The 25,027-nt window shown below is 62.4% G+C and carries 18 protein-coding genes; 8 read left to right on the forward strand and 10 right to left on the reverse strand.

Annotation, left to right across the window (positions count from 1 at the left end):
* From ACFMO7_RS02725 to ACFMO7_RS02750, 6 genes are all read right to left on the reverse strand, one after another.
* Positions 1-849, reverse strand: an 849-nt coding sequence (locus ACFMO7_RS02725; protein WP_376793995.1) for a WD40 repeat domain-containing protein, incomplete at its 3' end; no start/stop codon positions are given.
* Between the two features lie 521 nt (positions 850-1,370).
* Positions 1,371-2,801: a deaminase domain-containing protein gene (locus tag ACFMO7_RS02730; RefSeq protein ID WP_376793996.1), complete on the reverse strand. Its 1,431-nt coding sequence runs from the start codon at positions 2,799-2,801 to the stop codon at positions 1,371-1,373.
* 306 nt (positions 2,802-3,107) lie between these two features.
* Positions 3,108-3,425: a hypothetical protein gene (locus ACFMO7_RS02735; RefSeq protein ID WP_376793997.1), complete on the reverse strand. Its 318-nt coding sequence runs from the start codon at positions 3,423-3,425 to the stop codon at positions 3,108-3,110.
* A gap of 632 nt (positions 3,426-4,057) precedes the next feature.
* Positions 4,058-5,077 (reverse strand): SMI1/KNR4 family protein, encoded by a 1,020-nt coding sequence (locus ACFMO7_RS02740; RefSeq protein ID WP_376793998.1) that lies wholly within the window; start codon positions 5,075-5,077, stop codon positions 4,058-4,060.
* Positions 5,078-5,231: 154 nt separating this feature from the next.
* Positions 5,232-5,654 carry a deaminase domain-containing protein gene (locus ACFMO7_RS02745; protein ID WP_376793999.1) on the reverse strand — a complete coding sequence of 141 codons (423 nt, stop codon included), beginning with the start codon at positions 5,652-5,654 and terminating at the stop codon, positions 5,232-5,234.
* A gap of 274 nt (positions 5,655-5,928) precedes the next feature.
* On the reverse strand, positions 5,929-7,608 hold the full coding sequence (locus ACFMO7_RS02750) for a thiamine pyrophosphate-binding protein (protein WP_376794000.1): 1,680 nt from the start codon (positions 7,606-7,608) through the stop codon (positions 5,929-5,931).
* Between the two features lie 409 nt (positions 7,609-8,017).
* Here ACFMO7_RS02750 and ACFMO7_RS02755 point away from each other — a divergent pair, with 409 nt between their 5' ends.
* Complete coding sequence (locus tag ACFMO7_RS02755; RefSeq protein ID WP_376794001.1) at positions 8,018-9,787, forward strand: ABC transporter substrate-binding protein; 1,770 nt, start codon at positions 8,018-8,020, stop codon at positions 9,785-9,787.
* A 24-nt stretch (positions 9,788-9,811) separates the two neighbouring features.
* Here ACFMO7_RS02755 and ACFMO7_RS02760 read toward each other — a convergent pair whose 3' ends face one another.
* The 4 genes from ACFMO7_RS02760 to ACFMO7_RS02775 all read right to left on the reverse strand — a co-directional run bounded on the left by ACFMO7_RS02760 (position 9,812) and on the right by ACFMO7_RS02775 (position 13,186).
* Positions 9,812-10,702, reverse strand: a complete 891-nt coding sequence (locus ACFMO7_RS02760) for a DegV family protein (RefSeq protein WP_376794002.1) — start codon at positions 10,700-10,702, stop codon at positions 9,812-9,814.
* A 188-nt stretch (positions 10,703-10,890) separates the two neighbouring features.
* Positions 10,891-11,817, reverse strand: coding sequence for a glycerol-3-phosphate acyltransferase (locus ACFMO7_RS02765; RefSeq protein ID WP_376794003.1), 927 nt, complete (start codon positions 11,815-11,817; stop codon positions 10,891-10,893).
* A gap of 160 nt (positions 11,818-11,977) precedes the next feature.
* Positions 11,978-12,112 (reverse strand): hypothetical protein, encoded by a 135-nt coding sequence (locus ACFMO7_RS02770; RefSeq protein WP_376794004.1) that lies wholly within the window; start codon positions 12,110-12,112, stop codon positions 11,978-11,980.
* Positions 12,113-12,220: 108 nt separating this feature from the next.
* Positions 12,221-13,186 carry a Rieske 2Fe-2S domain-containing protein gene (locus ACFMO7_RS02775; protein WP_376794005.1) on the reverse strand — a complete coding sequence of 322 codons (966 nt, stop codon included), beginning with the start codon at positions 13,184-13,186 and terminating at the stop codon, positions 12,221-12,223.
* A 381-nt stretch (positions 13,187-13,567) separates the two neighbouring features.
* On the opposite strand from ACFMO7_RS02775, the gene ACFMO7_RS02780 reads away from it, so the two are divergent.
* The 7 genes from ACFMO7_RS02780 (at position 13,568) to ACFMO7_RS02810 (ending at position 24,948) form a co-directional block, all read left to right on the forward strand.
* Positions 13,568-15,868 carry a protein kinase gene (locus ACFMO7_RS02780; protein ID WP_376794006.1) on the forward strand — a complete coding sequence of 767 codons (2,301 nt, stop codon included), beginning with the start codon at positions 13,568-13,570 and terminating at the stop codon, positions 15,866-15,868.
* A 271-nt stretch (positions 15,869-16,139) separates the two neighbouring features.
* Complete coding sequence (locus ACFMO7_RS02785; RefSeq protein ID WP_376794007.1) at positions 16,140-17,078, forward strand: class I SAM-dependent methyltransferase; 939 nt, start codon at positions 16,140-16,142, stop codon at positions 17,076-17,078.
* A gap of 105 nt (positions 17,079-17,183) precedes the next feature.
* The gene (locus ACFMO7_RS02790) at positions 17,184-17,585 is read left to right on the forward strand and encodes a secondary thiamine-phosphate synthase enzyme YjbQ (RefSeq protein ID WP_376794008.1); all 402 of its coding nucleotides are present in this window, start codon (positions 17,184-17,186) and stop codon (positions 17,583-17,585) included.
* A gap of 292 nt (positions 17,586-17,877) precedes the next feature.
* Entirely contained in the window at positions 17,878-19,491 is a 1,614-nt protein-coding gene (locus ACFMO7_RS02795) for a serine/threonine-protein kinase (protein ID WP_376794009.1), read from the forward strand.
* A 158-nt stretch (positions 19,492-19,649) separates the two neighbouring features.
* Positions 19,650-20,534, forward strand: a complete 885-nt coding sequence (locus tag ACFMO7_RS02800; protein ID WP_376794010.1) for a VWA domain-containing protein — start codon at positions 19,650-19,652, stop codon at positions 20,532-20,534.
* Positions 20,535-20,626: 92 nt separating this feature from the next.
* A complete protein-coding gene (locus ACFMO7_RS02805) occupies positions 20,627-21,868 on the forward strand; it encodes a hypothetical protein (protein ID WP_376794011.1) in 1,242 nt (413 codons plus the stop codon).
* Between the two features lie 5 nt (positions 21,869-21,873).
* Complete coding sequence (locus tag ACFMO7_RS02810; protein WP_376794012.1) at positions 21,874-24,948, forward strand: hypothetical protein; 3,075 nt, start codon at positions 21,874-21,876, stop codon at positions 24,946-24,948.
* Positions 24,949-25,027 lie beyond the last annotated feature (79 nt).

Raw genomic sequence — 25,027 nt, forward strand, 5'->3', positions numbered from 1 at the left:
CCAGAGGGAGAGGGAGCCGTTGGAGTCGCCGGAGGCGAGCAGGGAGCCGTCGGGGGACCAGGCGAGGGAGGAGATGGAGCGAGAGTGAGAGAGTCGGAGGAGGAGCTGACCGGAGTGGGGGTTCCAGAGGGAGAGGGAGCCGTTGGAGTCGCCGGAGGCGAGGAGGGAGCCGTCGGGGGACCAGGCGAGGGAGGAGATGGAGCGAGGGTGAGAGAGTCGGAGGAGGAGCTGGCCGGAGCGAGGGTTCCAGAGGGAGAGGGAGCCGTTGGAGTCGCCGGAGGCGAGGAGGGAGCCGTCAGGGGACCAGGCGAGAGCGGAAGGAGCGCCGACGTGGTCGCGGAGGCGCAGGAGCAGTTGGCCGGTGGAGACCTGCCAGAGGAAGATGGCTCCGTAAGGATAATCGAGGCTGCAGTAGGCGGCGAGGAGGGAGCCGTCGGGGGACCAGGCGCAGGTTGCGATGCGGGAGATGGGTTCAGGAAGGGGGAGGCGCTCAAGGAAGAGGCCGTGGCGGGGGTCCTGCAGGAGAAGGGCGGTGGTGGTGCGGCAGGCGAGGATGGTTCCGTCTGGAGAGAGGGCGAGGGGAGTGCTGTGTAGACGCAGCAGGAGCTGGCCGGTATGAGCATCCCAGACTTCGGAGCTAGAGAGGAGGAGGGAGCCGTCGGGGGACCAGGTGAGCCAGTCGGTCGAAGGGGTGGGCCAGGAGCGCAGCAGGGAGCCGGAGGCAGGGTCCCAGAGCTGAAGCTGCCGAGGGAGGTGGCTGACGGCGAGCCGAGAGCCATCGGGAGACCAGGCGCAGGCGGTGACGCCGCGAGCCTGCTGGTGGTGGTAGCGCAACACAGGTTGGATCATGCGACAGCCTCCTTCTTCGGTAAGAGAATCACAGGGTCATCAGGAAATCGGTAACTATGAGCAATAGAAGAAGCGCTGGGAGAACGGCGATTCATACCTTTCACCGTAGAACATAGTTGGCAGGCAAGGAAGTCTATAGAGGCTATAGAGCAGCATATCACAGACGAGGGAAGAGGTCAAGGCAAGAAGCGGGCAGTCGAAAAGGGAGCCAGGCTTTCGCTGTGGGTCGGCCTGCTCTGCCGAAGAGCTGTCATAACTTTAGCGATCCGCCAGCTCTGGCGGGAGGTGGCTATGGCTGGAAGGGGCTGCCTCCTGAGCTATCGGCTATGGAAGCCAGTACCCCAAAGCGCTCAATCCTCAGAGCCTGGCTGTGAGTATACAGTCGAGTATACAGTAACGATAGCAATGCAAACAGGTGCCAGGTCGACTGCCATTTCCAGGAGACGCCCTTCACGGAGGGGCAACCGGCTTCGCACCTGACGCTACCCTCAAATCGTTGGGGAGCGTGCTAAAGAGAGTCCTCAAGGGACCGCATTCGAGAGCACCTGCCGTGGCGGGCCAATATACTCAAAATCAAAGTTCACGTCCACCTTGATACCATATCTTTGCTCGAACTGTTGGATGATACCCAAACACGAGGGGCAGGGCTCGCGCTCGCTATAAAGGTAGACCTGCACTACCTTTGGGCCAGAGCCTTGCTCTTGCAACCGGTCAAGCTCACTGGCCAGTGCGTGGAGAGCCTTGTCTTCTGAGTCCGACAGTGGCAGATTGACGCGACCACTGTCGGTAAATTGAAATGCTGTGGGTAAGAACTTTCGCTCGTTGTTCGCCACAGCGAGGGCTCCGCGAGGGCTTTCTACTCCACTTATAGCAAGTATTTCTCCTGTTGTTCCATCTTCCAGCTTATATCTTACAAAGCACACATTATGATTGCGCCAAGACCAATCTCTTTCTATTCCTCTAATAAGTTCATCTCTTTCTTCTTTCGATATATTAGATGGTATTTGGCTTATAAATGAATCAATTATCTCTTGGCGGAATTCCTGCGCTCTTTCAAAATCGGCTGAGACCTGGTTGCCGAAGCGCGGCCTATAGTTGCTTGGGACGCTATAAGATCGGCCCTGGCTATCAACGACAAAGTTTTCGCCTGGCCTATCTCCTTGAGGGATAGGATCTCCTCCGGTCAAGCCATGGCTTGCTCCTTCCTCTGCTGCGTGCAATCCCTCCTGTTCGGCTCTTTGAGCACCTTCCTCTTCAGCACTTCGAGAAAAGAGAGCTAAGAACTTTCTCAGTCCTTTTGCGCTCCCTTCCAACAGCAGCTTGCCGCCCTCCTCCAGAAGGTCCTTGAGAACAGTCTTCCCAATCGCCTCGAAGACTCCATGCATGGCGAAATTCAGGATATCTGCCTCTGGGCAGAAAAGAGTCAGGTCCTGGTAGAGAGTACAGGCGATCAGGAAGACGGCCCCAAGGCGCTCTCGTGGCAAGGCATTAGGATCGTAGAGGATGGCAGCGGCGGTAAAGAGGTCCTCGATGTTCAGGACATGATCAGCCACGTTATTGAGCAGCCTGGCCCCCTGGTTAGAGAGCCAGTCCATTACCTGTGCAGTCTCGGCAGCCCACTGGGCCAGCGCAGGCTCGACGACAGCCAGTCCTGCCAGCGCATCGCCTACCAGCCGACTCAGCTCCTTCCCTTCCTCCTCAGCATCGTGCGCCAAGCCACTCAAGTTAAGGCTGAAAACATCGTGGAGCAGCTTGCCTGTGCTGTGATCGAGGCTATTGAGGGTATGACGCAAATCTGCGCAGACAGCGTGGATAGGGGCCTCTCCCTCACGGACAACAAGGTCGGGAGTAAGCTGGTCCATGATATGGTTGACCAGAGACAGGAAGGGAGCCACGATCCTGTCAGCGTCTCGGGCACTGGCTCTGAGCTGATCAGCAGCCTGCTGGTGCATGTTGGCTAGCTGCTGAAGAGAGTCGGTGATACTCTTGGTGTACTGATATTGCTTCTGAACGACGCAACCAAAGGCCTGTGAGGCCCGCGAGCCGAGTACATCGGAGACGGCACTGCTCTGCTGATGCAGATGATCATTGGCTGCTGCGTGCTCCTGAACCAGCCTCTGCCAGTGCCTGGCCGCCTCCTCCAGTGGCTGTGCCATCGTTTCGGCAAAAATGGTCACGGGATTCTCAAAATGAATGCGGGTAGGACCAGCCATCTGCGAGAGGCCTCCTTCCTCTGAAAAAGTAAGAGGGGGCTTGACTTACTGTCCGGTAGAGGAAGAAGCATCGCTGCTGAAGGTCTGGGCAAGATCCTGATCGAGTTGCTGAGCAGCAGTCGCAGCACACTTCAGAAAAGTGGCGATGCGGTCGCGGATCTCCATCGAACGGTCAAGGAAAGCGCGCGCCCGCATGATTTGCCAATAGGCTTGTTCATAGTAGGCAGGAGGAAGCTGCTGGCTGATCGTGTTGATTTCATCAAGCAGGGATGGAGTGCACTGTTGCAGATCCTGAGTACGGACAGAGATATTCTGAGATGCCTGAAGCAAGCGCTGCGGAGCAAACAGAATAAGATCGGGCATGAGATCTCTCCTTTCCTCACTTAGCACTAGTTACCAGGCCAGGCTGGCAGCTATGACTGATGATGCTGAGGTGCATCCTGGAGTCGGGAGAAGAGCGCCATGCTATATTGTGATAATGTTCATATTTCTATTTACTGGTATTATGGTAGCATAAAGGGTGGATAGAAGGCAATATTTTCTGGATAGGAAAAATGCCCTACTTGGTTTGAAAAACAAGACACCTGATGGAAAGGTCGTATGAGGATGCTGACAGATGGAAGGATCAAATTCTGTCTCGTAAAGGTTCAGCTCATGAGTGATGGGTAACTAGAAATAACTCAGAGAACAACCCCTGACAACTTGGAAAGCGTAGAGAGGTCCAGGGCGAACAGGATAGCACTCGAGCGTAGGGGGAGGACCTGATAAAGTGGAGTCCGAGACAAGAGGAGAGGGGTGGGACCTGGTCCAGGGAGCATCGGACTGGGACAGCGCAGCATAAACAGTAAGTACGGTACGTGCAGTCGACCTCGGCGGCCGGCTGTAGAGGAAATCCACATCTCCTGTGAGGAGGCACCAGGTAGAGAGGGGGGAAGCAAGAAGAAGAGAGAACTCGCTCTTTCCATCCCCTCTCTGACCGGCTTTCCTCAGGGCCGCTATGACTGCGGGCGTGTTCCCTGAGAGTCTTCCCAAAGACAGCGCCGCTCGGCCAACACAATGCTCTCTTCCAACTGAGCCATCACAAAATCACTGAGGTGGCGATGCCACCACTCAAAACGGCGCTGGCGTGGATCATCAGGATGACCGTAGACGGGAGGGTCCTCTCCCTCGCTCAGGCGGAAAAAGCCAAAAGCCGACTCATAGCGCTGGTAAAAGACGAAAGCATCCTCCGGCAAGCGAACTGGCGTACGGTCGGCTTGCAGCCAGTAGCGAGCCTGCTGCTGCAGAGGCAGGAGCAATTCGACCGAGGTTGCTAACTCGCCCAGAATGCCCTGATGAGAACGGCCAAGCCAGAGAAGCAGCTCGCGATAAGCCGCGGGTAAACGACATCTCAGTGCCCGCTCCAGCTCAGAAAGTTCCTGCTCTTGACAGCCCCTGACAGGTCCTGGAAGCAAGCCCGCCATCGCCTCATAGCGAGCGCGTACACGTCCCAGGTAGCCGCCTGGGGGCGGTGTGCCACGCACTAGCGCCTCGTGCAGCAGCGCTCGGCGCCTGAGCGCCTGCTCAAGCGCTTCCTCTAGAAAAGCTACCAAATGCCTGCCGGAGGACTGCCAGGCACCAGGCTCGCCGGACAGAGGCTGCCACACATAAACAGGAGGGTCATCTCCCTCATTGCTCCGGAAGAAAGCAAAGCGATCATAACCTTCGCGCCAAAAAACCAGCGCATCTACTGGCAGGGCATTGGCAAGTCCGGGTTTGCGAATCGGCCCACGGGCCATCAAGGTGCCCCGAGCCCAGCGCTGATTGAATTCAAGGTGCATCCAGCCACAAGAGATGCCATCAAGCAGTCCCCCGCTCCAATGTCCAAGCCATAGCAAAAATTCACGATAAGCTGCTGGAAAGCGCAGGCCGAGTCGCTGCTCTAGCTGGTCGACCCATGCGGGATAGCAAGGCTGCCAGTGTCCGTAAAGCTGCTGGTATTGATTCAAGCGCTCTTTCAACCGATCAAAGTACATTGAGCAAAGACTCCTTTCCTGAACTGGCTAGCCTGACCTGACTGATGTCGCCTGTTGCAGGCTGACCTTTCCCTGCAATAGAGAGTCTGCACTGCCCTGAGCTGGAGAGCCGTTCGCCGCTCTAGCGCTGAGGAGGTTGTCAACTACCTGTTTGTTAGAATGCAGGCTCAAAATCGTAGTCCACTCTCAGCTCGATGCGGGGAAACATACGCTGGAATTGGGCTATCAGATCCTCGCAAACTGGACAGGGCTTGCGCTCGCTGTAGAGCCGGACCCTGGCCTGCACCAGACAGACCGGCTCGTGACGGGGATTGAAGCGCCGTGCCAGCTCGTGGAGTAGCTTGTCCTCTGCGTCAGCCTCGTGGAGGGCTGTTCCCTGGCTGCGAGCGAGGCAGATCGGAAAAAAGTAGCGAGACTCTGGGGCCGGTGTTGGCACCGTACCTGGCAAATCGCGCAGGCTGCTCTCTGCCACCAGCGTAACGCGCTGTCCAGGTACCTGCTCATACTCGGCAAAGGCCCAGTTCCGCCGCGGCCACTCATCGGGCCGGCCCCTATTCGACTGGGAAGAGGGGGTCATCGCCTTCCTCCTTCTGCATGCTAGTTTCCTGGATCTCTATCCAGCAGATATCTAATAACCTGATACGGGATAAGGCGACACAATGCAGAGTACTTGCTTCTAATCCCTCGGGTCGCCCAAATGCAGCTCATCAATCTTGATCTTCTTCACCACAGAAACATTGGTCCATCCGTTACCTTTACCGTATTATGAAGAATAGCAAGAGAAGAGAGGCCTGACAAGGAGCGAGCGCTTCATCAAAGTCGGCCCCTGGCTTGCCAGGAGCCGACATGACTTAGTGACTTTGCTGGCTCAGCGGCACCTCGATCAAGAGCGGGCGCGCCTCCTCGGCTGGCTGTCCTATTCGCCTGGCCAGCAAGGCGACCAGCGCTTCCGGCGCCTCAACGCGCTGGCCCTCGATACGGAAAGCGTGCGCCAGAGCAACATAATCGGGAGGCTCGAGGGTCGTGGCAATGCTGCGTCCAGGAAAGCGCTGCAGTTGATCGTTCTTGACCGCTGTATAGCTGGCATCATTAAAGACAATGGTGACGACCGGAATGCGCTCCTGGGCCGCCGTTGCCAGCTCGCCCACGTTCTGCAGAAAGCCGCCGTCACCACAGAGGGCCACCACTGGGCGCCCCTGGGCTGCCAGCTGAGCCCCCAACGCTAGCGGCAGACCCGTCCCAATCGAACAAAGCTCGGAGGCGTGGATAAAGCTGCGCGGCTCATAGACTGGGAACACCTGAGCGGCAGCATAACCAGCCATCGTCATATCGGCCACCACAACGCTCTCCCGCGGCAGGGCCGTCCGCAGCGCCTCCAGCCAGGGCATGACCTCGCCATAGATCTGGAATGCTCGCTTGCTTAAAGCGGCGCGTACGGCAGCCACCTCCTCGCGCCGATCCTCATACTGCCCCGGATTTTCCTGTAGTCCTTCCAGCAGGGCGATCAGGGCCAAACGAGCATCGGCGACCAGCCCGACGCTGGCCGGGTAACGTCGCCCGATTTCGCCGGCGTCGATGTCGATATGGATCAATCTCTCAGGCAGCGGAAGGCGACCAGCCTCTGTCGGTCCACTGCGGCTGCGCTCCAGTGCTGGCAGGGTTGTACGCTGCATGCCCAGCTTGCTACCGATCACCAGCGCCAGATCGGAGCGACTCAGCAGGGGACCAAGCGTGCGTGACGGGGCCCCGCGCGTAGTAATCACCAGAGGGTGATCGTTGGGCAACACATCGTGGCTTTTACCTCCGAGCAGCACAGGCGCCTGCAACAGCTCAGCCAGGCGCAGCAGCTCATGGTTTGCCCCTGCTGCGCTTACCCCAGTCCCAGCAAGGATCACAGGCCGCTGAGCTGCCCGTAGCAGCTCCACTGCCCTCCGCAAGGCCTCCTCGCTGGGAGCCGCCGGAGGCTCAGCATCACTCTCCTCCAAAGCTGCCAGCGATATGCTCTCCTGCTCCTCAAGCACATCAAGTGGGATCTGCAGAAAGGCCCCACGGGGCCGCCCCGCGCGTGTCTGGCGCAGCGCCTCAGCGATGGCTTCCGGAATCTCGGCCACACGCTGCACCTCGTGGCACCAGCCGACCAGGGATTGTGCCAGCCCGAGCTGATCCTTAAGCTCGTGCAGGCGTCCCCAGGAGCGCCCATCGGTCTTGCCCGGCAGGCTGGTAGCAATGACCAGCAGCGGAACCGAATCGGCATAGGCATCGGCCAGCGGCGTCGCAATATTGGTCACACCTGGCCCTGTGATCACCAGCGCCACCCCCGGTCGCCCGGCAATGCGCGCATAGCCATCGGCCATATAGCCTGCCCCCTGTTCATGGCGCGCCAACACGTGACGTATCCCTGGCTCATCGTAAAGGGCGTCGTAGATCGGCAGATTGTGCACTCCCGGAATGCCAAAAACGACCTCGATATGATGGGCGCGCAGGCTGGCTACCACGGCCTGCCCGCCTGTGAAAGATACGCTTTGCTGCATCGCTCCTGTATTGCTCCTCAATGATGTTCCCCTTGCCTTCGCTCAAGACCCAGTTGCCGGCCTCCGCTGCCGCTGTCTTCGCCGGCCTCCTTGCCTGCTCGGAAGGTGAAAGCCCTTCCTTCGCCAAGGCTCTCCGGTCGGGGACGGGGATGGTCCCCTGCCCGCTTTCACCTCATGCTCGGGTCGCGGCTATCCTTCTATCATAGTACAGGCCCTGCTCCCGCGCCAGGCTGGCTCTGCCCTGCCAATCCTCAGGAGAAAGGCATGATAGGCAGACGCTGCTCAGTGCTCTATAATGAGCAGCAAACGGTCTCTGTTTATGGCGTCTATCTACATATTGCGTCTATCTACATCAGGAGAGGTCTAGTTGTCCTGAATGTTCCTTCCGGGAAAGGAAGGAGGGACCAGCATGAGCAGACGCCTGGCCCAACTGGGCTTTCTGTTCCTGTTCATCGTTATCCTTTGCTGGCTCTGCTACAAAGCGAGCGGTTCCGCTCAGTTAACCGCCTTTATCGGGCTACTCATCGGCGCCATTGGGGTTGTCCTGCAGTTTCATGAGGCGCGCGTGGGCTTCATTCGGCTACTGAAGGCTCTCAGAGATGATCTGGCCCTATTGGTCGTGAAAACACGCTTCTGGGTGATCCTCACGTGCGTGCTCTTGCTGGTCTTTCTTGGCTGGAACATCGTGCCGCGCGTCTGGCCCCAGGTGACGCCCACCGCCAGCTGTAGCCTGCCGCGCAATAACCTGGCCTCCTCGGCCTATCTCGGGGTAACGCGTTCTCCCGACGGTCAGCTTGTCGGAATCAGCGACGGCTCCTCTGTTCTGGACACCAGCCTACCCGATCTGGCACGCAAGCAAGAGGCAGCCCAACAGTATCGCAGCGGCAACCTTTCTGAGGCGCAGTCGCTCTGGCAAAGTGCCACTGAGCAAGTGACAAACGATGCCGAGGCGCGCATCTATGCCGAAGACGTGGCCGTCGAACAGAGTAGTCTGCCCACCGTGACCCTGGTGGTTGCAACGCGCTTCATCTCCAACTACCTCGGAGGCGCGCATGACATTCTGCAGGGGGCCTACATCGCCCAGCGCATCTTTAACGACAGCCACACGCTGCGAGTGCGTCTGCTGCTGGCCAACGCTGGCGGTGGCCGGGCCGACCAGGTGACCTGTCAGATCATCCGGGCCGCCTCGGCCTCATCTGACGGCGCTCCCATCGTAGGTATTATTGGTTGGGAACTCAGCCAGGATGTCAGTGAAAGCGTGGCTCTGGTTGACCAGGCCCACCTGCCGATGCTCTCACCGACCGCCTCTGGCAACGATCTGCGCAACCTGCCCTACTTCGCCCGCATCGCGCCTCCTGATGCCTTGCAGGGTGAGGACGCCGCCCTCTATGCTCGTCAGACCCTGGATGCCCATCGCGTTGCTCTCTTCGAAGATCCACGCGACAAGTACAGCCAGAGTCTGGCCTCCTCCTTCCGCCTGGCCTTCGAAGATGCCAGCCATCGGATCACAGCTACCGAAGAGTACCAGGTTGGCCAGCCCCAGAGCTTGCCACGCCTCCTACAAGCAGCCCTCCAGAGCCAGCCTGACCTGATCTACTTTGCCGGCTATTCCGCCGACGTCAGCGTCCTGCTTGAAGCCCTGCCCCCGTGCCTGTCCTCGGCCAAAGTCGCCACACGGGCCTGCCCCTTGGTGCTCGGGGGCGACGCGCTCTATATCTATGGCAACTATGCCCAGGAGGCGCGCCCCGCCTTTCGCAGCGGACGGCTCTACTTTACAGCCTTTGCCTTCCCGGACGAATGGCATGGGCACACCATACCCCAGATGGAGACCTTCTTAGAAACCTACGCGGCCAGCTTCGGGCCGACGCCCCCTGGTCGCAGTCCCTATGGTTACACCCGACCTGATGCCGATGCCATGCTGGCCTACGATGCTGTCTCCGTCCTGGCTGAAGCCTGCTATCGACTCTTCCAGCAGCGTCTGCCCCTGACAGGGGAGCGGGTACAGCAGGCGCTGCTGCAGATCAGCGGCCAGCAGGCCTGGCAAGGGATTACAGGGACGATTGCCTTTGGCAGCGACGGGAACGTCCTTAATAAGCCGGTTCTCTTGCTCCATCTCGACCAGGCTGGCCATACCCAGGTCGAGCAGATCTGGGGCTGTCTGCTCAAAGAGAGGTGCTGAGCAGAGAAGAAAATTGGCCGCTCGTCAGGCTGACTGCTTGTCCCTGTTCGCTGCGTGCTCGCTCAAGGCCAGCGGTGAGCGGCTGACAACAGCCACAGCGGCAGTGCCCGGGCCGGTGTTGAGAGCTAAGGCCGGTCCCAGCGGATAGAGCGGCAGCTCACCTGGATAGATGGTCTGAAGCGCCCGACGCAAGTCCTCGGCTGCCCCAGGGCTGGACTCGCCCAGGATGATGCCTTCGATAGGACGTAGCGCGGCAATCAACTGAACGAGCTGGTGGTAGGCTCGTTGCCGACTGCGCGCCAATCCAGCCGAGACGATCCGTCCGCGCTCCAGGACCAGGATCGGCTTCAGATCGAGCAGGTCGCCCAGGGTGGCCAGCACTCCGTTGAGGCGCCCGTTACGGCGCACAAATTCCAGCGTGTCTAAGACGCCAAGAAAGTGTGTGCGAGCGAGCACCTCCTGAGCGTGGGCGCGAATAGCGGCCAGGGGCATCCCCTGACGGGCCTCCTCGGCGGCCTTCAGCACCGCCGGCAGCATGCCGATAGCGGCGCTCTGCGAATCGAGGATCTCGATGGGTACCACCTGGCGCTGCTCCTCGGGGAGCAGCTCGCGGGCAAGCTGCGCGGTCTGATAAGTGCCGCTGAGGCGGGCCGAGAGGACAATGGTCAAAATGCCCTCGGCTCCTGCGGCGATCAGGCGGCTATAGGTCTGTGCAAAGGCAGCGGGCGAGGGCTGCGACGTATGAGGAAAGGCCGGGGCGCTCTCCAGACGGCGGAAGAGCGTGCTGTTATCGAGATCGCTATCGAGGACGGCCTCTTGATCGAAGAGAATGACCAGCGGCACAATAGCAATGCCAAGGGAGGCAGCCAGGGCTGGCGGCAGTCCCACTGTGCTATCGGTAACGATACCGATCATTGTTGGAGTCGCCTCTTCCTCTTCTCAGCTCCTTTTCCTATTCCTGTTCCTGTTTCTGTCCTTACTTTACTTAGAGTAGACGGGGCCTGCTCAGGAGGGCTGGTTCCCCCAGGCCGACGTGGGACATAACATCAGAGATCAGAACCAGCTCGCGCCCCAGAAAGCTCGCCGCTGCGGTGAGATCGCGTCTACTCGGGCGTGTTGCGGTCGTAGAGCAAGCGATAGAGCAGGGCAGTGGGCTGGCGTGTGGGACCATGCTCGGCGTCGTCGGGCAGTGGAGCGGTCAGGCGGCGCAGCAGGAGTAGGGCGGCCAGCAAAGGGGGAATGAGCTGTTGACGGCGCGTCCGCTCATGCTCGCGCAGACAGATGAGGGTGAAGAGCACAATAGCGGCCAGTCCGCTGAGCGGTACCACCTTGCTGCGCGTGCTGCGCGGCATCGCGTAGCGCGAGCCGGTCCAGGACCAGCGGGCGGTCGGCGCGGGAGCTTGCCGGTGAGAGAGCAGCGACCAGAGACGCCAGAGGACGCCGCTGGCCAGGGTCGAGAGAGCCAGGACGCCGGCGCGGCGGTTCATCTGCAGAGCGGCGCCCAGGAAGGCGCTCAGACCGCGCCCGCCGTTGAAGCGCAAGAAGAGCGGCCAGCACTGACCCACGACGCCGCAGACACCGGCCAGCTCGGCCACCTCGCGCGGGTAGCCCAGGCGGCGGCAGATGCTGATGGGCAGGTAGCCTTTGGAGGCATCGAAGAGCGCCGCCGGCACGGCCCAGCGTCGCCCTCGCTTGCTGCTGCTGAGCAGGTTGGAGACGCCGACATTGCCGGAACCGCTGTGGCGCAGGTTGACGCCGCTGCGCCGTCCCAGCCAGTAGACGAGTGGCAGCGAGCCATAAAGATAAGCGGCCAGCCAGGCCAGCGCGTAGCGCGAGAAGGGCGAGGGCCGCCAGACCGGCGCTCGGCGACGCGTGGCCTGAACGGCTTGCCGACTAACACGGCGAAGCGAGCCGAGATAGCGTGCGTAGCGCGCCTGGCGGCCCTGACGGAAGCGTCTGCTGCGGCTAAGGCGACGGTGGGTATGGCTACTGCTGCTGCTGCTGACATCGTGAATGAGAGGGCTGCTCACAGGTTCGCGACCTCCTCTCCTGCTGCTTCTGTAGCTGTGACATGCGGAGATGGGCGCCTGTAGCCGGCTGCTCGGCTGCGCTGACGGCGCTGTCCAGTTCAGTATCCACAAGCGGATCGACCACTGTAAGCTATTCTCGGCCCCCTTCTCCGAGGCCTTCTCAAGAGCGCTCCTGCTCGGCCAGACGCTGGCAGCGGCGTTCCAAGAGGGCCGGCCAGGTACCGCCAATGTGCTCCTCGCTGCGGCGGGGCGAGGCCAGCCGCCTCACCCCGGACGGGTCGGAGGCAGCACTCATTGTGCTGCCCCTCTTTGTGCGCCTTCCTCTATTGTGGAGGACGAACAAAGGAGCCAGGAGTAACAGGATCAATCATTTTCTTTGTGTTTCAAAAGCAAAAGCGGCAAATCAAGCGGTCCCGAAAGTCATCCCCAGGTGACGCAGCCAGCGGCGGTAAGCGATAGCCGTGCGGTCCGAGCGCAGATGCAGCTCTGCCTGCAGATCCAGAGGGAGCAGCTCTGGGCGCTGCGACTCAATCACGCGGATATCCTGCTGCATCACCGCGTCCTCGAAGCGGCGGATCTCCTCCTCGCTCTGCTCGCCGTAGTTCAAAGCCACATACTGCCAGGCAATGCAGCGGCGCTCGCTCACCGGCGTCACCGTAAAGAACATCGCGAAGCGCGGTCCCTGGGACGTCTTGACAAAATAAGCCGTCAGCGGGCGCAGCACACGATAGGTATAGGTCACTTCCGCGCCCTGGCCGCTACCATCGGGGTTTGGCTGCCAGACCGTAATATCGCGGGCCGTGATCCCATCCTCGCCCATCTCCACCGTATAATCGTTGATCGCCGCATGGGCGGGGTCGCCCAGCAGGCCGGCATGGACGTACGGAAAATGGGCTACATCCAGGAAATTCTCGATCGCCCGTGGTCCACTTGTCTCAATAGAGTACGGACCGGTGTGCACCTTACGGAAGCTCGCATCATCCCACTCGGGAAAAGCCGGCACAGCCTGCTGAGGCTCGCCCAGCGTCACCCAGACCCAATCGTAGCGCACACAACTGCGATACACCCGCGCATGAGCTGTTGCCGGAGGCCTCTGCTCTGGATGGGCTGGGAAGCGCACACAATGCCCCTCCTCATCGTAGGTCCACCCGTGATACGGGCAAATCAAGCGATTCTCTTCGACACGTCCCAGCGAGAGGCGCGCGCCGCGATGCACGCAGAGATCGCGCCAGACATGCACGCGCCCATCGACTTTCCAGAGCACCAGATCCTCATCGAGCAAACGCGCTGCCACCGGTTGACGTTCGGGAAGGGCGGGTGCATACGCCACCACATGCCAATCGTTCAACAAAACGGGGTCATTCAACATAGGGCCTTGCCTGTCGCTCCCTTCTTCTCTTCGCCTTGCAAGCTGGCTGATTGTCAGTCGCCGGACCCAGCCGGCCACAAGACTGACCGGAACCGCACGACTGGCAGCCATGCTTCAGTATACCGGGCGAGTGCGGGCGCCGACAACTGGCTGTCGTCCCTACTCCGGTGGGTGGAGAAGAGAAAAAGCTACGCCAGAAGTACTATTTTCTCCCGTCCAATGAGACTTTTGTCCCGAAAAAAGGGAGCGTACGCTATAATAAGCCCGAGGAGGGCGGGAAGGCGGTTGCGCTAGCGAAGCGCAGCAAGGCGAGACAGAGCGAGGCAGACTGAAGCGCAGAAAGCAAGCAATGCAACCACAAAGCAGGGTCGAGACGGGCCGATGATAGACTATGCAGGGCAACGACTCGGTAACTACCGTCTGCTCAAAGTGCTTGGCAGCGGCGGCTTTGCCCGCGTTTACCTGGGCGAGCACATCTATCTCAAGACACCGGCGGCGATCAAGGTCCTCCAGACGCGCCTGACACAGGATGCCTTGAACCAATTCCTGGCCGAGGCGCGCACGATTGCCCGCCTCTCGCATCCCAACATTATCCGCGTCCTGGAATTTGGCATTCAAGACGAGACGCCCTATCTGGTGATGAACTACGCCCCCTATGGCTCGCTGCGCCAGCGCCATCCTGCCGGCAGCGTCCTGACGCCGGGGCGGGTGCTCTCCTACGTGCGCCAGGTGGCCGCGGCCCTGCAGTATGCGCACGACCGCCAGATCATCCATCGTGATGTCAAGCCGGAAAACATGCTGCTTGGCGACAACTTTGTCCTGTTGCTGAGCGACTTTGGCATTGCCATGCGCGCCCCGGGGGCCGGGGTCACGCGCACGCCCTACGCGCCGCCCAACGCAGCCGGAACCACGACCTATATGGCGCCCGAGCAGATCGATGGGGCGCCGACACCGGCCAGCGATCAATATGCCCTGGGCGTGGTGGTCTACGAGTGGCTCTGTGGCAGTCCTCCTTTCGTGGGAGGCGAGATGCTCGTCGCTCTGCAGCACTTGCAAGCGCCTCCGCCTCCGCTGCGCGAGAAGCAGCCCTCTCTATCGCCGGCCATCGAGACGGTCGTACTCAAGGCCCTGGCCAAAGATCCGCGCGAACGCTTTGCCAGCGTCGCCGACTTTGCCCGTGCCCTCGAAGCGGCTCTAGCCCAGGCCGCTGACGAGCCAACGGTGGAGGTGCCGGCGGCCCGCCTGGCCGCCTCGTCCGCCGTCGAAGCCGAGCCGTGGCGTCCTGGCAAGCCCTTGCTGCTGCCCGCGCGTCTGGCGCCTGGCAAGGAAACGCGTCGCCTGCCCGCCCAGCCAGCGGCCCTGGCCACATCCTCAGAGCAGAGCGAGGCAGCCGCCGACGAGCCAGCTCCCTCCCCTTCTGGCAGCGCCGCCGCGGCGGTCGCCGCCCCGGTGGTCCCGGGCGGCGGTCCCGAGGCCGAAGCGGGCCTTGCCAGCGTCCAGCAGCCGGCAGCGCTACCCGTGCTGGCGTCCCCCGTCACTCCAGCGCCCGCCTCCTGGGTGCCGTCGCGCTCTCTGCGCTGGCTGTCAGCCGCCCTTGCCGCTCTGCCGCCTGGCAAACCGCTGGCGCCGGCACAGCCGCTCTCGCGTCGCCAGGCTCTGGTAAGAATCGGAGCCTTGACCCTGCTCAGCGCCGCTACCTGTGACCTGGCCGTGACTACCCTGCAGGAACGGCTCAACTGGCTGCGCAGCCTGGGACAACCAGCGCCCCCAACGCTGCACCCCCGTCCTACGGCCAGCGTCCAGCCCCGGCCATCGCCCACGCCCAGCGCGCGCCCGGCCAATTCTACACCCCAGGCCCAGGCCCAGGCGACCGCCCAGGCCCTCGTCATGGGCATTAACAGCCGTCCGGCCCTGGCCTCCTGGGGCGTCCGCCAGCTCGATCTCTTCATCCGCGCCGTTGACAATACCCTCTGGCATCGCCATTTCGATGGGCGCTGGCACGACTGGGAGCGGCTCAGCGGCTCGCTGGCCTTCGATCCTGTGGCCGTAGCCTGGGGACCTGAGCGCTTCGATCTCTTTGTGCGTGGCGTCGACAACAGCCTCCTACATTGCTGGTTTGATGGCTCCTGGCACGACTGGGAGAGCCTGGGCGGTAGCCTGACCTCGAATCCGGCAGTGGCCTCCTGGGGCGCCGGGCGGCTGGACGTCTTTGCCCGCGGCCCCGATCAGGCCCTCTGGCATAAGTGGTACGACGGCCTCTGGCATGAGTGGGAATCGCTGGGGGGCGTAATCACCTCGGCTCCGGCAGCCGTCTCCTGGGGACCGGGCCGCCTGGATGTCTTCGCCCGGGGGGCGGATAATGCTCTCTGGCACCGGGCCTTTGAAACAAGCTGGGGACCGTGGGAGTCCCTCGGCGGCAGTTTCATCTACGATCCGACCGCGGCCTCCTGGGGCAGCCACCGTCTGGATGTCTTCGTCTGCTCACCTGCCAGCGCGCTTCTGCACCTGGCCTACGATGGCCGCTGGTCCGCCTGGGAATCCTTCGGCGGACATCTGGTCTCCTCGCCCACCGCCATTTCCTGGGGGCCGGCCTATATCGACGTATTCGCTCGTGCCGACTCAAATGCCCTGCAGCATCTGTGGTTTGACGGCGGCTGGCATCCCTGGACCCTGCTCAACTGAGCCTGGAAGTCGCGGTCTTTCTTCCCGCTTGACACGCCTCTCCTGATGATCTATCCTGAAACCTGTACCAGTCGGTAGACTGGCTACAGGGCTGCCGTGCCCACTCGGGTCTGATCATCTTGAAGTGCATGCTACTATGCCGACGCAGACCGGTAGCCTGCGAGCAATCGACAGCGCCGGGTCGTCCCAATCCGTTGCTTGCTTGTCTGCCCTGGATGCGCCTGGCCTCAGCCTTTGCTGAAGTGCAGAGAAAGGACGGGACAGAAACGCAATGGCTGCCTCTGATCAAGCTGCCTCCTCTCCCAAGCCCACAGGCCAGAGCCAGTATACGATTGATGCTGAAGATGCGGCCGAGACGTCGCGCCTCATGATGCAGGACCAACTGCTGACGCAGGCGATGGGCGGGCTGCTACCCGAGCTGAGCGCCGAGGAACTCAGCAGCGTGCACCGGGTGCTTGATATCGGCTGTGGTCCTGGGGGCTGGGCCCTCACCCTGGCGGCTACCCACCCCTCGATGGAGGTCGTGGGGTTCGACATCAGCGAAACGATGATCCGCTATGCCTTTGCACAGGCGCGTGTGCGCGGCCTGACAAACGTCTCCTTCGAGGTCATGGATGCCCGGCAGCCTCTGGCCTTCCACGATGCCTCGTTCGATCTGATCAATGCCCGCTGGATCTTCGCCTTTATGGATCAAGAGAGCTGGCGCTCGCTGATCGCAGAGTGCTGGCGGCTGCTGCGTCCAGGCGGCCTGCTGCGCCTCTCTGAGCCTGAGCTGACGGTGACCAATAGCCCGGCCTTTCAGACGATGATGGGTCACCTCTACTCGGCGCTGGCCCGCCTGAAACGCACCTTTTCGGTCGATGGCCACACGACGGGCGTCCCCTATATGCTCGGCAAGCTGCTGAAGGAGGCCGGCTTTGAGGCCATCCGCAAGGCTCCCTATGTGGTCGACGGCTCCTACGGCAGCGAGATGTATGCCATCAGCGTCAAGGATACCGAGGTGGCCTTCGCCCTGACAAAGCCATTCTTGCTGCACTTCGCCTCTCTCAGCGAGGCCGAATTCGATGCCCTTTATGAGCAGATGCTTCTGGAAATGCTGAGCGAGGAGCATGTTGGTCTTTGCTATGCCCTGACGATCTGTGGCCGCAAGCCTGGTCAGGCCCCAAGGCCAGAGCTGGCCAGCGGTGGGTCGCCGCAGGGAGAAAGCTGAACAGGTCCGACCAGCGGGTGGGCGGTGGGCGCCTGCCCGGATTCTGGCGGCACGCAAGGCTGTGGCAACCGGGGTCAATCTGATGTCTCACCGGAGGACGATCTGATGGCTCAGATGAAGATTCTGGCAGTTGAAACCCGTGACAAGGATCAGGTCATCGATATCACCGATACGGTGGCTGGCTACCTGCGCGATGTCGAGCCGGAGAGCGGCCTGTGTACGGTTTTTGTGCCGCATACGACCTGCGCGGTGGCGGCAATGGACCTGGACCCAGGTACCGATCTCGATTTGCTCGAAGCCCTGCGCCGCCTGCTCCCGGCGATCCGCTACCGCCATCCTCATAATCCGGACCATGCCCCCGATCACATTCTGGCCACGCTGATCGGGCCGTCGCTGACGGTCCCCTATGCCCACCGGCGCCTGCTGTTGGGAACCTGGCAGCGTATCGTGCTGGTCGAGCTGGATGGCCCGCGACGCCGCACCCTGCACCTGACCTGCTCCGGCTAACCGCTGGTCCTGGAGAATGTCCGGTAGGCCGACGCTCCCCATGGTCTCCCGCCGGCCGCGCTCTCTCGCCGCCAGCTAGTCCCGCCCTACCTCCGCCAGGCCAGGGCACTTTGTAAATCCTGTAAATAGAAGCTGATTTATGTAGTGAAGTTGGCCCAATTCGCGCTACCATTGAGGTTTCCTTGCCAGAGCCAGGCCGCAGGCGCGAGTTGCCGGCCTGGTTCTCGGCCTGAACCTGACTGGGGCTGGCCTGCGGCCCTGGTAGGTGTCCCCCGCCCAAGGGAGGGAAGGCATGAGCAACGCAGATATCGAAAGTTCGGCCCTCCTTGGCCAGCACGTTGATCGCTACGAGCTGGTCGAGATTCTGGGCAGCGGTGGCTTCGCCTCGGTCTATCGAGGCCGCCGGGAAGCGGGCCAGGAGGTAGCCATCAAGATCGGCCGAAGCTCTCTGGAGGCGCCGGAGAACCAGGCCGCCTTTGAGCGCGAGGTTCGTATTATCTCGAGCCTCAACCATCCCAACATTATCAGGCTTCTCGACTACGGCATTTATCAGCTAGAGCTGCGCGGACGGCGGCTGGCGCTGCCCTACCTGGTCATGCCTCTGGCCCCGGGCGGTAGCCTGCGCCAACTTGTCCCCCGCGGCCAGCGCCTGCCTCTTGAGCGGGCACTGGACTATGTCCAGCAGGTAGCGGCGGCGCTGCAGTATGCTCACGACTTTCGTGAACCTGATGGGCGCGAGAAGGCCGTGCTCCATCTGGATGTCAAGCCGGCGAACATGCTGGTTGGCGAGCGCGGGCAGATCTGGCTGAGCGACTTCGGCATTGCCATTATCGGACACAAGACGCTGCACATCGCTGATCCCCAGGTGGCAGCCCTGCCCTGGCCAGGGAGAGAAGCCATCTGGGGCTCGCCCGAGTATATGGCCCCCGAGCGCTTTGATGGCCAGCGCCGCCGCGCCAGCGATCAGTATGCTCTTGCCGTGACCTGCTATGAGTGGCTGGCCGGCGCACCGCCTTTCAGTTGCCCAGCCACCGATCCGGAGGCGCGCCTGCAGGAGCTGATGCGGCTCCATCGAACGCAGGCGCCGCCGCCGCTCGCGGCTCGCTTTAGCGATATTCCCCCCGCCGTTGAGGCGGTCATTTTCAAGGCCCTGGAGAAAGATCCCGATCAGCGCTATCCGACGGTCAGAGCCTTTGCCGAGGCCCTTGAGCAGGCCGTCGCAACGAGCCAACGCCCCTCGCAGTCGCAGTCCGCCTCCTCGCCCGCTGCTCCCACCTCTCCTCCCGGTAAGGCCGCCTCTGGAGCCGCTGCGGGAGCCGGGCCTGCTCCTCGATCCGGCTTGGGGTCGCTCTCTGGACCTGGTCCCGTGCCGATCTCCGCACCAGCCAATCTCTTTCTCGGTAGTCGCTCGACTTTCATGGACAGCGGCGCCTCCTCGGTCACGCTCCCCCAGACCTCTCCGGCTCTCCTAAAGGGACCGGCCTTCTCCGTCAAGACGCCGCCGGCCAGGCCTGTGCATTTCTGGAGCGGCCACCTTTCTTTTCTCCACCTGCCAGATTTTCGCCTCTTCCGCTTCGTGCATAGCTTGCTCATTGTGCTGGCTGGACTGCTTTGGCTGATCGCTCTTCCCAACCTATGGCCGCCCATTTTGCTCTCTATTCCTTTCATTATCGCCATCTTCTACCTGGCGATTAGCCGGCGCAATCCTACTATGATGCTCGTGTCTGCTCTGCCAGTGATTCTTTATGAGGGAGCAGGTATTGGCTTTCTCTGTTTCAATCTGATAGTGAAGATCTGGCCTCATATGCCGCTTGTGACTCTGCTCGCCCCCTTGCCGGCCCTGGCGGCGGGGGGGGCTGTGCTCTCAAGTGTCCGTAGCTATGGCAGGCGGCGCCTGGACTGGTAGGGGCGGGACCAGCGGCCTCCCTGATCAGGTGACCGGAGGCTTGCTTCCAGGTCGAACTGGACTCTAGGTAAAGATACGTAAATTTGGCATTCCTCTAGCGTTCTCCCGGTAGAGGATCAAGCGTTAGCGGGAAGTGCCGAGAGAGGAGCAAGACAGCTATGCCGTACACCCAGCCGTGGAATAGCCATCAGCCTGGCTGTCTTATTCTGCTGCTTGATCAATCGAGATCAATGGAAGAGCCATTTGGCCTGCAGCAGGCTGGAGGTGGACGACGTAAGTGCGAAATGCTGGCGACCGTCGTCAACGGTTTCCTCAACGAGCTGATTGCGGCTAACACTGTGATTGACAAGGAAGGTATACCCGAGGTGCGTCCGCGGGCCGAGGTGGCCATTCTGGGCTACAGCGGGACGAGTGTGACCTCGGCTCTTAAGGGAGGGTTGGGGCGCAAGGACTTTGTGTCTCTGGCCGAGCTGCAGGATCAGCCTCTGGCCATAGAGCGGCGCAAGAGGCGCGAGCTGGATGAAACGGGAGCTGTCTACGAGGTGGAAGTTTCCTTCCCAGTCTGGGTGAAGCCGGTCGCCTCAGATGGAACGCCGATGTGTGCGGCGCTGCGGCGGGCTGCCGAGCTGGCCCAGCGCTGGGCGGCGGCCAATCCGCGCAACTATCCGCCGGTGGTGATCAATGTGACCGATGGTCAATCCACCGACGGTGACCCGACGCCGATCGCTCAGGATTTGTGCCGCGTGGCCACTGCCGATGGGACGGCCTTGCTTTTTACGGTCCACCTGACGAATCTCAACAGCGCGCCGGTGGAATATCCGGCCTCCGAGAGTGAGCTGCCCAACGATCCCTATGCCCAGTTGCTCTTTCGTATCAGCAGCCTGGTGCCGGAAACCAGTCTTGTCCAACTCTCATCGATGCTGCACCGCGATCTGAGTCCTGGCGCGCGTGGCCTGATCTTTAACGGCGACGCTGTCTCGATACGTCTGATGTTCAATTTTGCCAGTATTCCAGCTACCCAGCTGCTGGACCCGAATCGCTGAGGGGGGCGGCCTGGGCCTGCCCGCGTGAGCTGGGGGCTGGTAGGAAGAGCTTCCTCGTGCAGCGGTCTGGGGGCTGAGGAGGCGATCAGCCGATGTTTGCCGAGATCAGGATTCTGGAGTACTGGAAATCGGAGCACGACCTCGATACGCTTGAGGATGCCTGCGCGCTCGATGCGGGACGCGGGCTTTTCGCGCTGGCCGACGGCGCCGGAACGACGCTCTTCGCCCGCCAGTGGGCTGTGACGCTGGTGCATTTCTTCCTCGAGTGCCCGCTGCTGAGCGCTGACCCGTTTGAGCTGGAGTGGTGGCTTGCTCAGGCCCGTACCCGCTATGAGCAGGCGCTTCCTCCACGGAAGGAGCTGGAACGGCTGCCGCCGATGGCGCGTCAGAAATGGCTGCGCGAGGGCAGCCAGGCCACTCTGGCGACGCTGCGCGTGGTAGAGTCGGAGCCGGAGCAGATAGTGGTCCAGATGCTGGCGATCGGCGATAGCTGCCTGCTCTGGCGGCGGGCTGGCAGCGAGGAGGTGGCCTCTTTTCCCCTGCGCTCGCCCGTGGACTTCGCCAGGTCTCCGCTGTGTCTACCTTCGCGAGCAACCCTCTTCCGGCGCTCCTTTCACCGCCTGAAGGAGCGCTGGCTGACACTTGGGGCGGGCGATTGCCTGCTGCTGGCCACCGATGCCCTGGCGCGCTGGATTCTGGCGGGGGGCGATGGCAGTCTGAGTCCCGCACAGTGCTTTGATCTGGTGGCCCGCCAGAAGCCCTCTTCCTGGGAGACGTTTGTCAAGGAGTGTCGGGCGTGCCGGGGGCTGGCCGATGACGACTGCTCAGCTGTGGTGCTAATCTGCCATCACCGGTTGAGCGAGGGTGCCATTTTGCTGGGAACAACGCAGGCGTCTCAAGCCGCTCTCCAGGCCCAGCGCCGGGAGGAGTTTGAGGAGGCGCGCCGCGCGAGGGATCGCCGCCTGATGGCCGTGCTCTATGGCGACGGCAGTGCTTTCCAGGGGCTGGACCTGGTCGGGCCGGAGGAGATCGCTCTGGCGCGGAGCGTGGCCGAGGCTCTCGACGAGCTACTCTGGCAGCTTCGCCCCCTCCTCGATCGGGCCGATGCCGCTGAGCAGGCGGCCCGGCTCTGGCAGAGCTATGCCCCCCTGTTGGCTGCCGAACCGTGTGCTGCTAAGCTGCGCCGAACCCTGGCCGCTTTGGGGGTGCGGGAGGTCGAGGAGGTGGGCCAGGCCAGCAAGGAGGCCCTGGCCCCGCAGGCTGACTTGCCGCTCTCGGCTGGCCGGCAGGCCCCAGATCCTGACAGGTCCGGCCAGGGAGAAAGGACGGAGTAGGGCCTATGCCGGGACGTCTGGACTTTGATGAGGCGATGCTCTTTCCGCGCTCTCGCCTGCTGGTTCCCGATCCTGAGCTGCGCGAGGGCCAGGTCGAAATGATTGAGCTGGCAACACGCCGGGGCCCGATTCGGCGCCCCTGGGGGCAAGAGGGCGGCTTTGCCATTGTCTATAAGTTCCGGACGCGCAGCGGGCAGATGCGTGCCCTGCGCTGCTTTCATGTCGAGATGGGAGCCGACACCGAGGAGCGCTATCGCCTCATGGCGACCTATTTTGCGAAGCAGCCAGCTCTAGGGGCCATAACGGTTCGCTTCACCTACTATCAGCAAGGCATCCTGGTCCAGGAGAGGGACCGCAAGGAGGTCTGTCCTCTGATCGCTATGGAGTGGGTTGAAGGGCGCACCCTCTGCGAGGCGGTTCATGCCTATTGCCGTCAGGGCGATCGGAGGGCGCTCAGAGCGCTAAGCCAGCGCTGGCAGAAGCTGATCCTGGCCATGCGTGAGGCCCACATGGCGCATGGCGACCTGGCGGGCAGCAACGTGCTGGTCCGCGATGATGGGCAACTGGTGCTGGTCGACTACGATGGGGTCTACATCCCGCCGTTGTCCAGTTACCCGCCGGTGCTGGCCGGGCAAGAGGACTACCAGCATCCCCAGATGCGTCGGCGCCCCTTTAATGAAGAGACGGATGCCTTTTCTGCCCTGGTGATTACGACCGCCCTGAGTGCCCTGGCCAGCGATCCCGAACTCTGGGGGCGCTATGCCCGCCTCGATGAGCGCGGCAATCCTCCTGAGTCCCTGCTCTTTACCGCCGCAGATTTCGCCGATCCCCAGAACTCGCGGCTCTTTCAGGAGCTGCTGCGAGCGCATGATCCGCTGGTGGCTCAGTTGGCCCGGATGCTGTGGGCGGCCTGTGAGCAGCCTGTTGAACAGGTGCGCTTTCCGTTTCGCTTGCTCGATCCCAACTACGAGTCCCAGCACGCTCTCAAAGAGCTGGAGAGGGCCATCGCCAGCGACGACGACGAGGAGATTGCCGGTCTCTGGCTGCCGCCGCTGGAAACCTATGCCCCGGCTCAACCCCATCTGCCGCGAGTGGAGCTGGCTCGCCAGCGGCTGGCCGCCCGAGAGCGCTTTCGCGCGGCCCTCGCTGGCCGAGCCTCACTGGCGAGCATTCTGGACAGCTACGACACCATTCTCGATGGCTCGCATCTGCTGACCAGGAGCGAACGCTGCCTGCTGGAGGCGGGACGGCGCTTTCGGGAGGCGCTGGCCAGCCAGGACGATAAGAGTCTGCTTGAGGCGGCGGCCACTCTCAGCCAGTACGCTGGGCTGGCGATCCTCTCCTCCCAGGAGCAGGCTCAGCTGCAGGCCGCGCGCCAGCGTCAGCGGGTGCGCCGGGCCTGGGAGAAGGCGCGCCAGTCACGTGAGGTGCGTGCGATCGCCAGGGCCTACACGGAGCTGCGGCAGGCCGGCCTGGAGCTACCTGCAGAAGAGGAGCGCCTCGGCAGGCTGGCGGCGGACTTCTGTACCCTGGCCGACGATCCTGCCGTCGCCGATGAGGCCCTGCTAGCGGCCTACGAGGCCATCACGCTTTCGCCGCTGGCTGCGGAGCTGCAGATGGGCGCTGAGGAGCACCGGCGAGTAAGGCTGGCCGAGCGCCGTCTGGCGGTCCTGGCTCGCTTGCGTGCGGCCCTGGGCAGCCGCCGTCTGCGCGCCGTAGCCGAGGCCGATGATCCCGTGCTGGACGAGTGCCCGGCTCTGACGCCCGACGAGCGAGAACGGCTGCTGCTGGCACGCCGCTTCTGGGCAGCTCTGGCTGCCGACGATGATGCCGAACTCGTCAGTCTGGGCGAGCAACTGGAGCAGGAAGCCTCGACCGACACGGGCTTTCTGCTCACCGCCGAGGAACGCACGCGCCTGGAGCTGGCGCGCGAACGCTGGAAGATCTATAGCCGTTTCCTGTTAGCGCTCCAATCGCGCCAGCCGCGGCTGATCGCGGCTGCCGCCCATCCTCTACTCGCCGAGCTGCCGCTTAGCCCCAGCGAGCGTAAGCTCTTGGAGCTGGCCCAGGAGTTCGTGGCGGTCTACCACGACGATCAGCGGCTGCTGGAATTCTATAAGCGCCTGCGGGCGGACGGCCAGGCCGCCTCTTTCCAGTTTGCTCCCGAGGAGCGGCAGCGCCTCGATGAGCTGTGGGAACGGGAAAAGCGCTGGCAAGCCTTTACGCTGGCGCTGGCAACAGCCGAACAAGAGAGCGCCGAGGAGGGACCACGACGCCTGCTGGCGGCCTTTAATGAGCTGCCCGAGGCTCTCCTTGGGCGTCTGACCCCCGCCCAGGAGTGGCGCCTGCAGCTAGCGCGTCAGGGCCTGGAGCTGCTCCATCTCCTGAAGCAGGGGGCCAGCGATGAGCAGCTGCTCTCGCTCTACACGCCGGCCCTGCTAGAAGCCTTCCCCTCGCTGCTGCAGGAGGCCCAGCGTCAGAAGCTGGAGACGCTTGCCCTCTTGCAGGAGCTGCAGCAAGCCTGGCGGACCTGCGATTACCGGCGCATCTTGTTGATCGCCAGGAGCGTTCCCCTGCCTGAGCTGCTGGCGCGCCATTCCTTGCAGCTCCAGGTGGCCGCCCGGCGTCTGGCGGAGCAGCTACAGCCGGAGCAGCTCCATCTGGCTCTGCGTTCCACTGCCGGTGGCCAGAGCCTGGTCGTCTCCTGGCACTGGACCGCTGACCCCTTGCTGCGCTACATCCTGGTTTGCTGGAACAGGCAGGCCTTGCCGCCCCTGCCGCAACCGCTGCGTCTGGAGCAACTGGCACACCTGGCTGATTGGCGGATCATCAGCCATCCCGAGCCAATTGGCCGGGGGGCGGCCTCGCTGGAACTGCCGGTAGGGGCCTGCTCTCAGCTCTTTGTGGCGGTCTGTGCCCTGCTGCCCCAAGACTGGCGCCAGCACGGGAACGGCAGGCTGCTGGAGCAGGAAGCTGGCTATCACTATCAGCGAGATTGGTCGGACGCCGACCTTTCCTGGTGGCCGGGGCGCCTGTTCCTGGCCTCTCTCGCGCCCGGAGTCGAGCTGGATCTCGCTTGAGGAGAGAGAGCGGCGCGCAGAGATGGAGGAGGGAGGAGGCTGAGGACTCTGAGACTGGCTTGAGCTGGCCTGGCAGTGT

Origin of the sequence: Thermogemmatispora sp. (assembly GCF_042408735.1) — a bacterium.
GTDB lineage: Bacteria > Chloroflexota > Ktedonobacteria > Ktedonobacterales > Ktedonobacteraceae > Thermogemmatispora.

Coding starts and splice junctions, on each gene's coding strand:
- ACFMO7_RS02740 (WP_376793998.1), bottom strand. CDS start 5,077: ATGTACTTTGATCGGTTGAAAGAGCGCTTGAATCAATACCAGCAGCTT.
- ACFMO7_RS02795 (WP_376794009.1), top strand. CDS start 17,878: ATGAGCAACGCAGATATCGAAAGTTCGGCCCTCCTTGGCCAGCACGTT.
- ACFMO7_RS02755 (WP_376794001.1), top strand. CDS start 8,018: ATGAGCAGACGCCTGGCCCAACTGGGCTTTCTGTTCCTGTTCATCGTT.
- ACFMO7_RS02745 (WP_376793999.1), bottom strand. CDS start 5,654: ATGACCCCCTCTTCCCAGTCGAATAGGGGCCGGCCCGATGAGTGGCCG.
- ACFMO7_RS02790 (WP_376794008.1), top strand. CDS start 17,184: ATGGCTCAGATGAAGATTCTGGCAGTTGAAACCCGTGACAAGGATCAG.
- ACFMO7_RS02735 (WP_376793997.1), bottom strand. CDS start 3,425: ATGCCCGATCTTATTCTGTTTGCTCCGCAGCGCTTGCTTCAGGCATCT.
- ACFMO7_RS02775 (WP_376794005.1), bottom strand. CDS start 13,186: ATGTTGAATGACCCCGTTTTGTTGAACGATTGGCATGTGGTGGCGTAT.
- ACFMO7_RS02785 (WP_376794007.1), top strand. CDS start 16,140: ATGGCTGCCTCTGATCAAGCTGCCTCCTCTCCCAAGCCCACAGGCCAG.
- ACFMO7_RS02760 (WP_376794002.1), bottom strand. CDS start 10,702: ATGATCGGTATCGTTACCGATAGCACAGTGGGACTGCCGCCAGCCCTG.
- ACFMO7_RS02800 (WP_376794010.1), top strand. CDS start 19,650: ATGCCGTACACCCAGCCGTGGAATAGCCATCAGCCTGGCTGTCTTATT.
- ACFMO7_RS02730 (WP_376793996.1), bottom strand. CDS start 2,801: ATGCACCAGCAGGCTGCTGATCAGCTCAGAGCCAGTGCCCGAGACGCT.
- ACFMO7_RS02805 (WP_376794011.1), top strand. CDS start 20,627: ATGTTTGCCGAGATCAGGATTCTGGAGTACTGGAAATCGGAGCACGAC.
- ACFMO7_RS02750 (WP_376794000.1), bottom strand. CDS start 7,608: ATGCAGCAAAGCGTATCTTTCACAGGCGGGCAGGCCGTGGTAGCCAGC.
- ACFMO7_RS02780 (WP_376794006.1), top strand. CDS start 13,568: ATGATAGACTATGCAGGGCAACGACTCGGTAACTACCGTCTGCTCAAA.
- ACFMO7_RS02810 (WP_376794012.1), top strand. CDS start 21,874: ATGCCGGGACGTCTGGACTTTGATGAGGCGATGCTCTTTCCGCGCTCT.
- ACFMO7_RS02770 (WP_376794004.1), bottom strand. CDS start 12,112: ATGAGTGCTGCCTCCGACCCGTCCGGGGTGAGGCGGCTGGCCTCGCCC.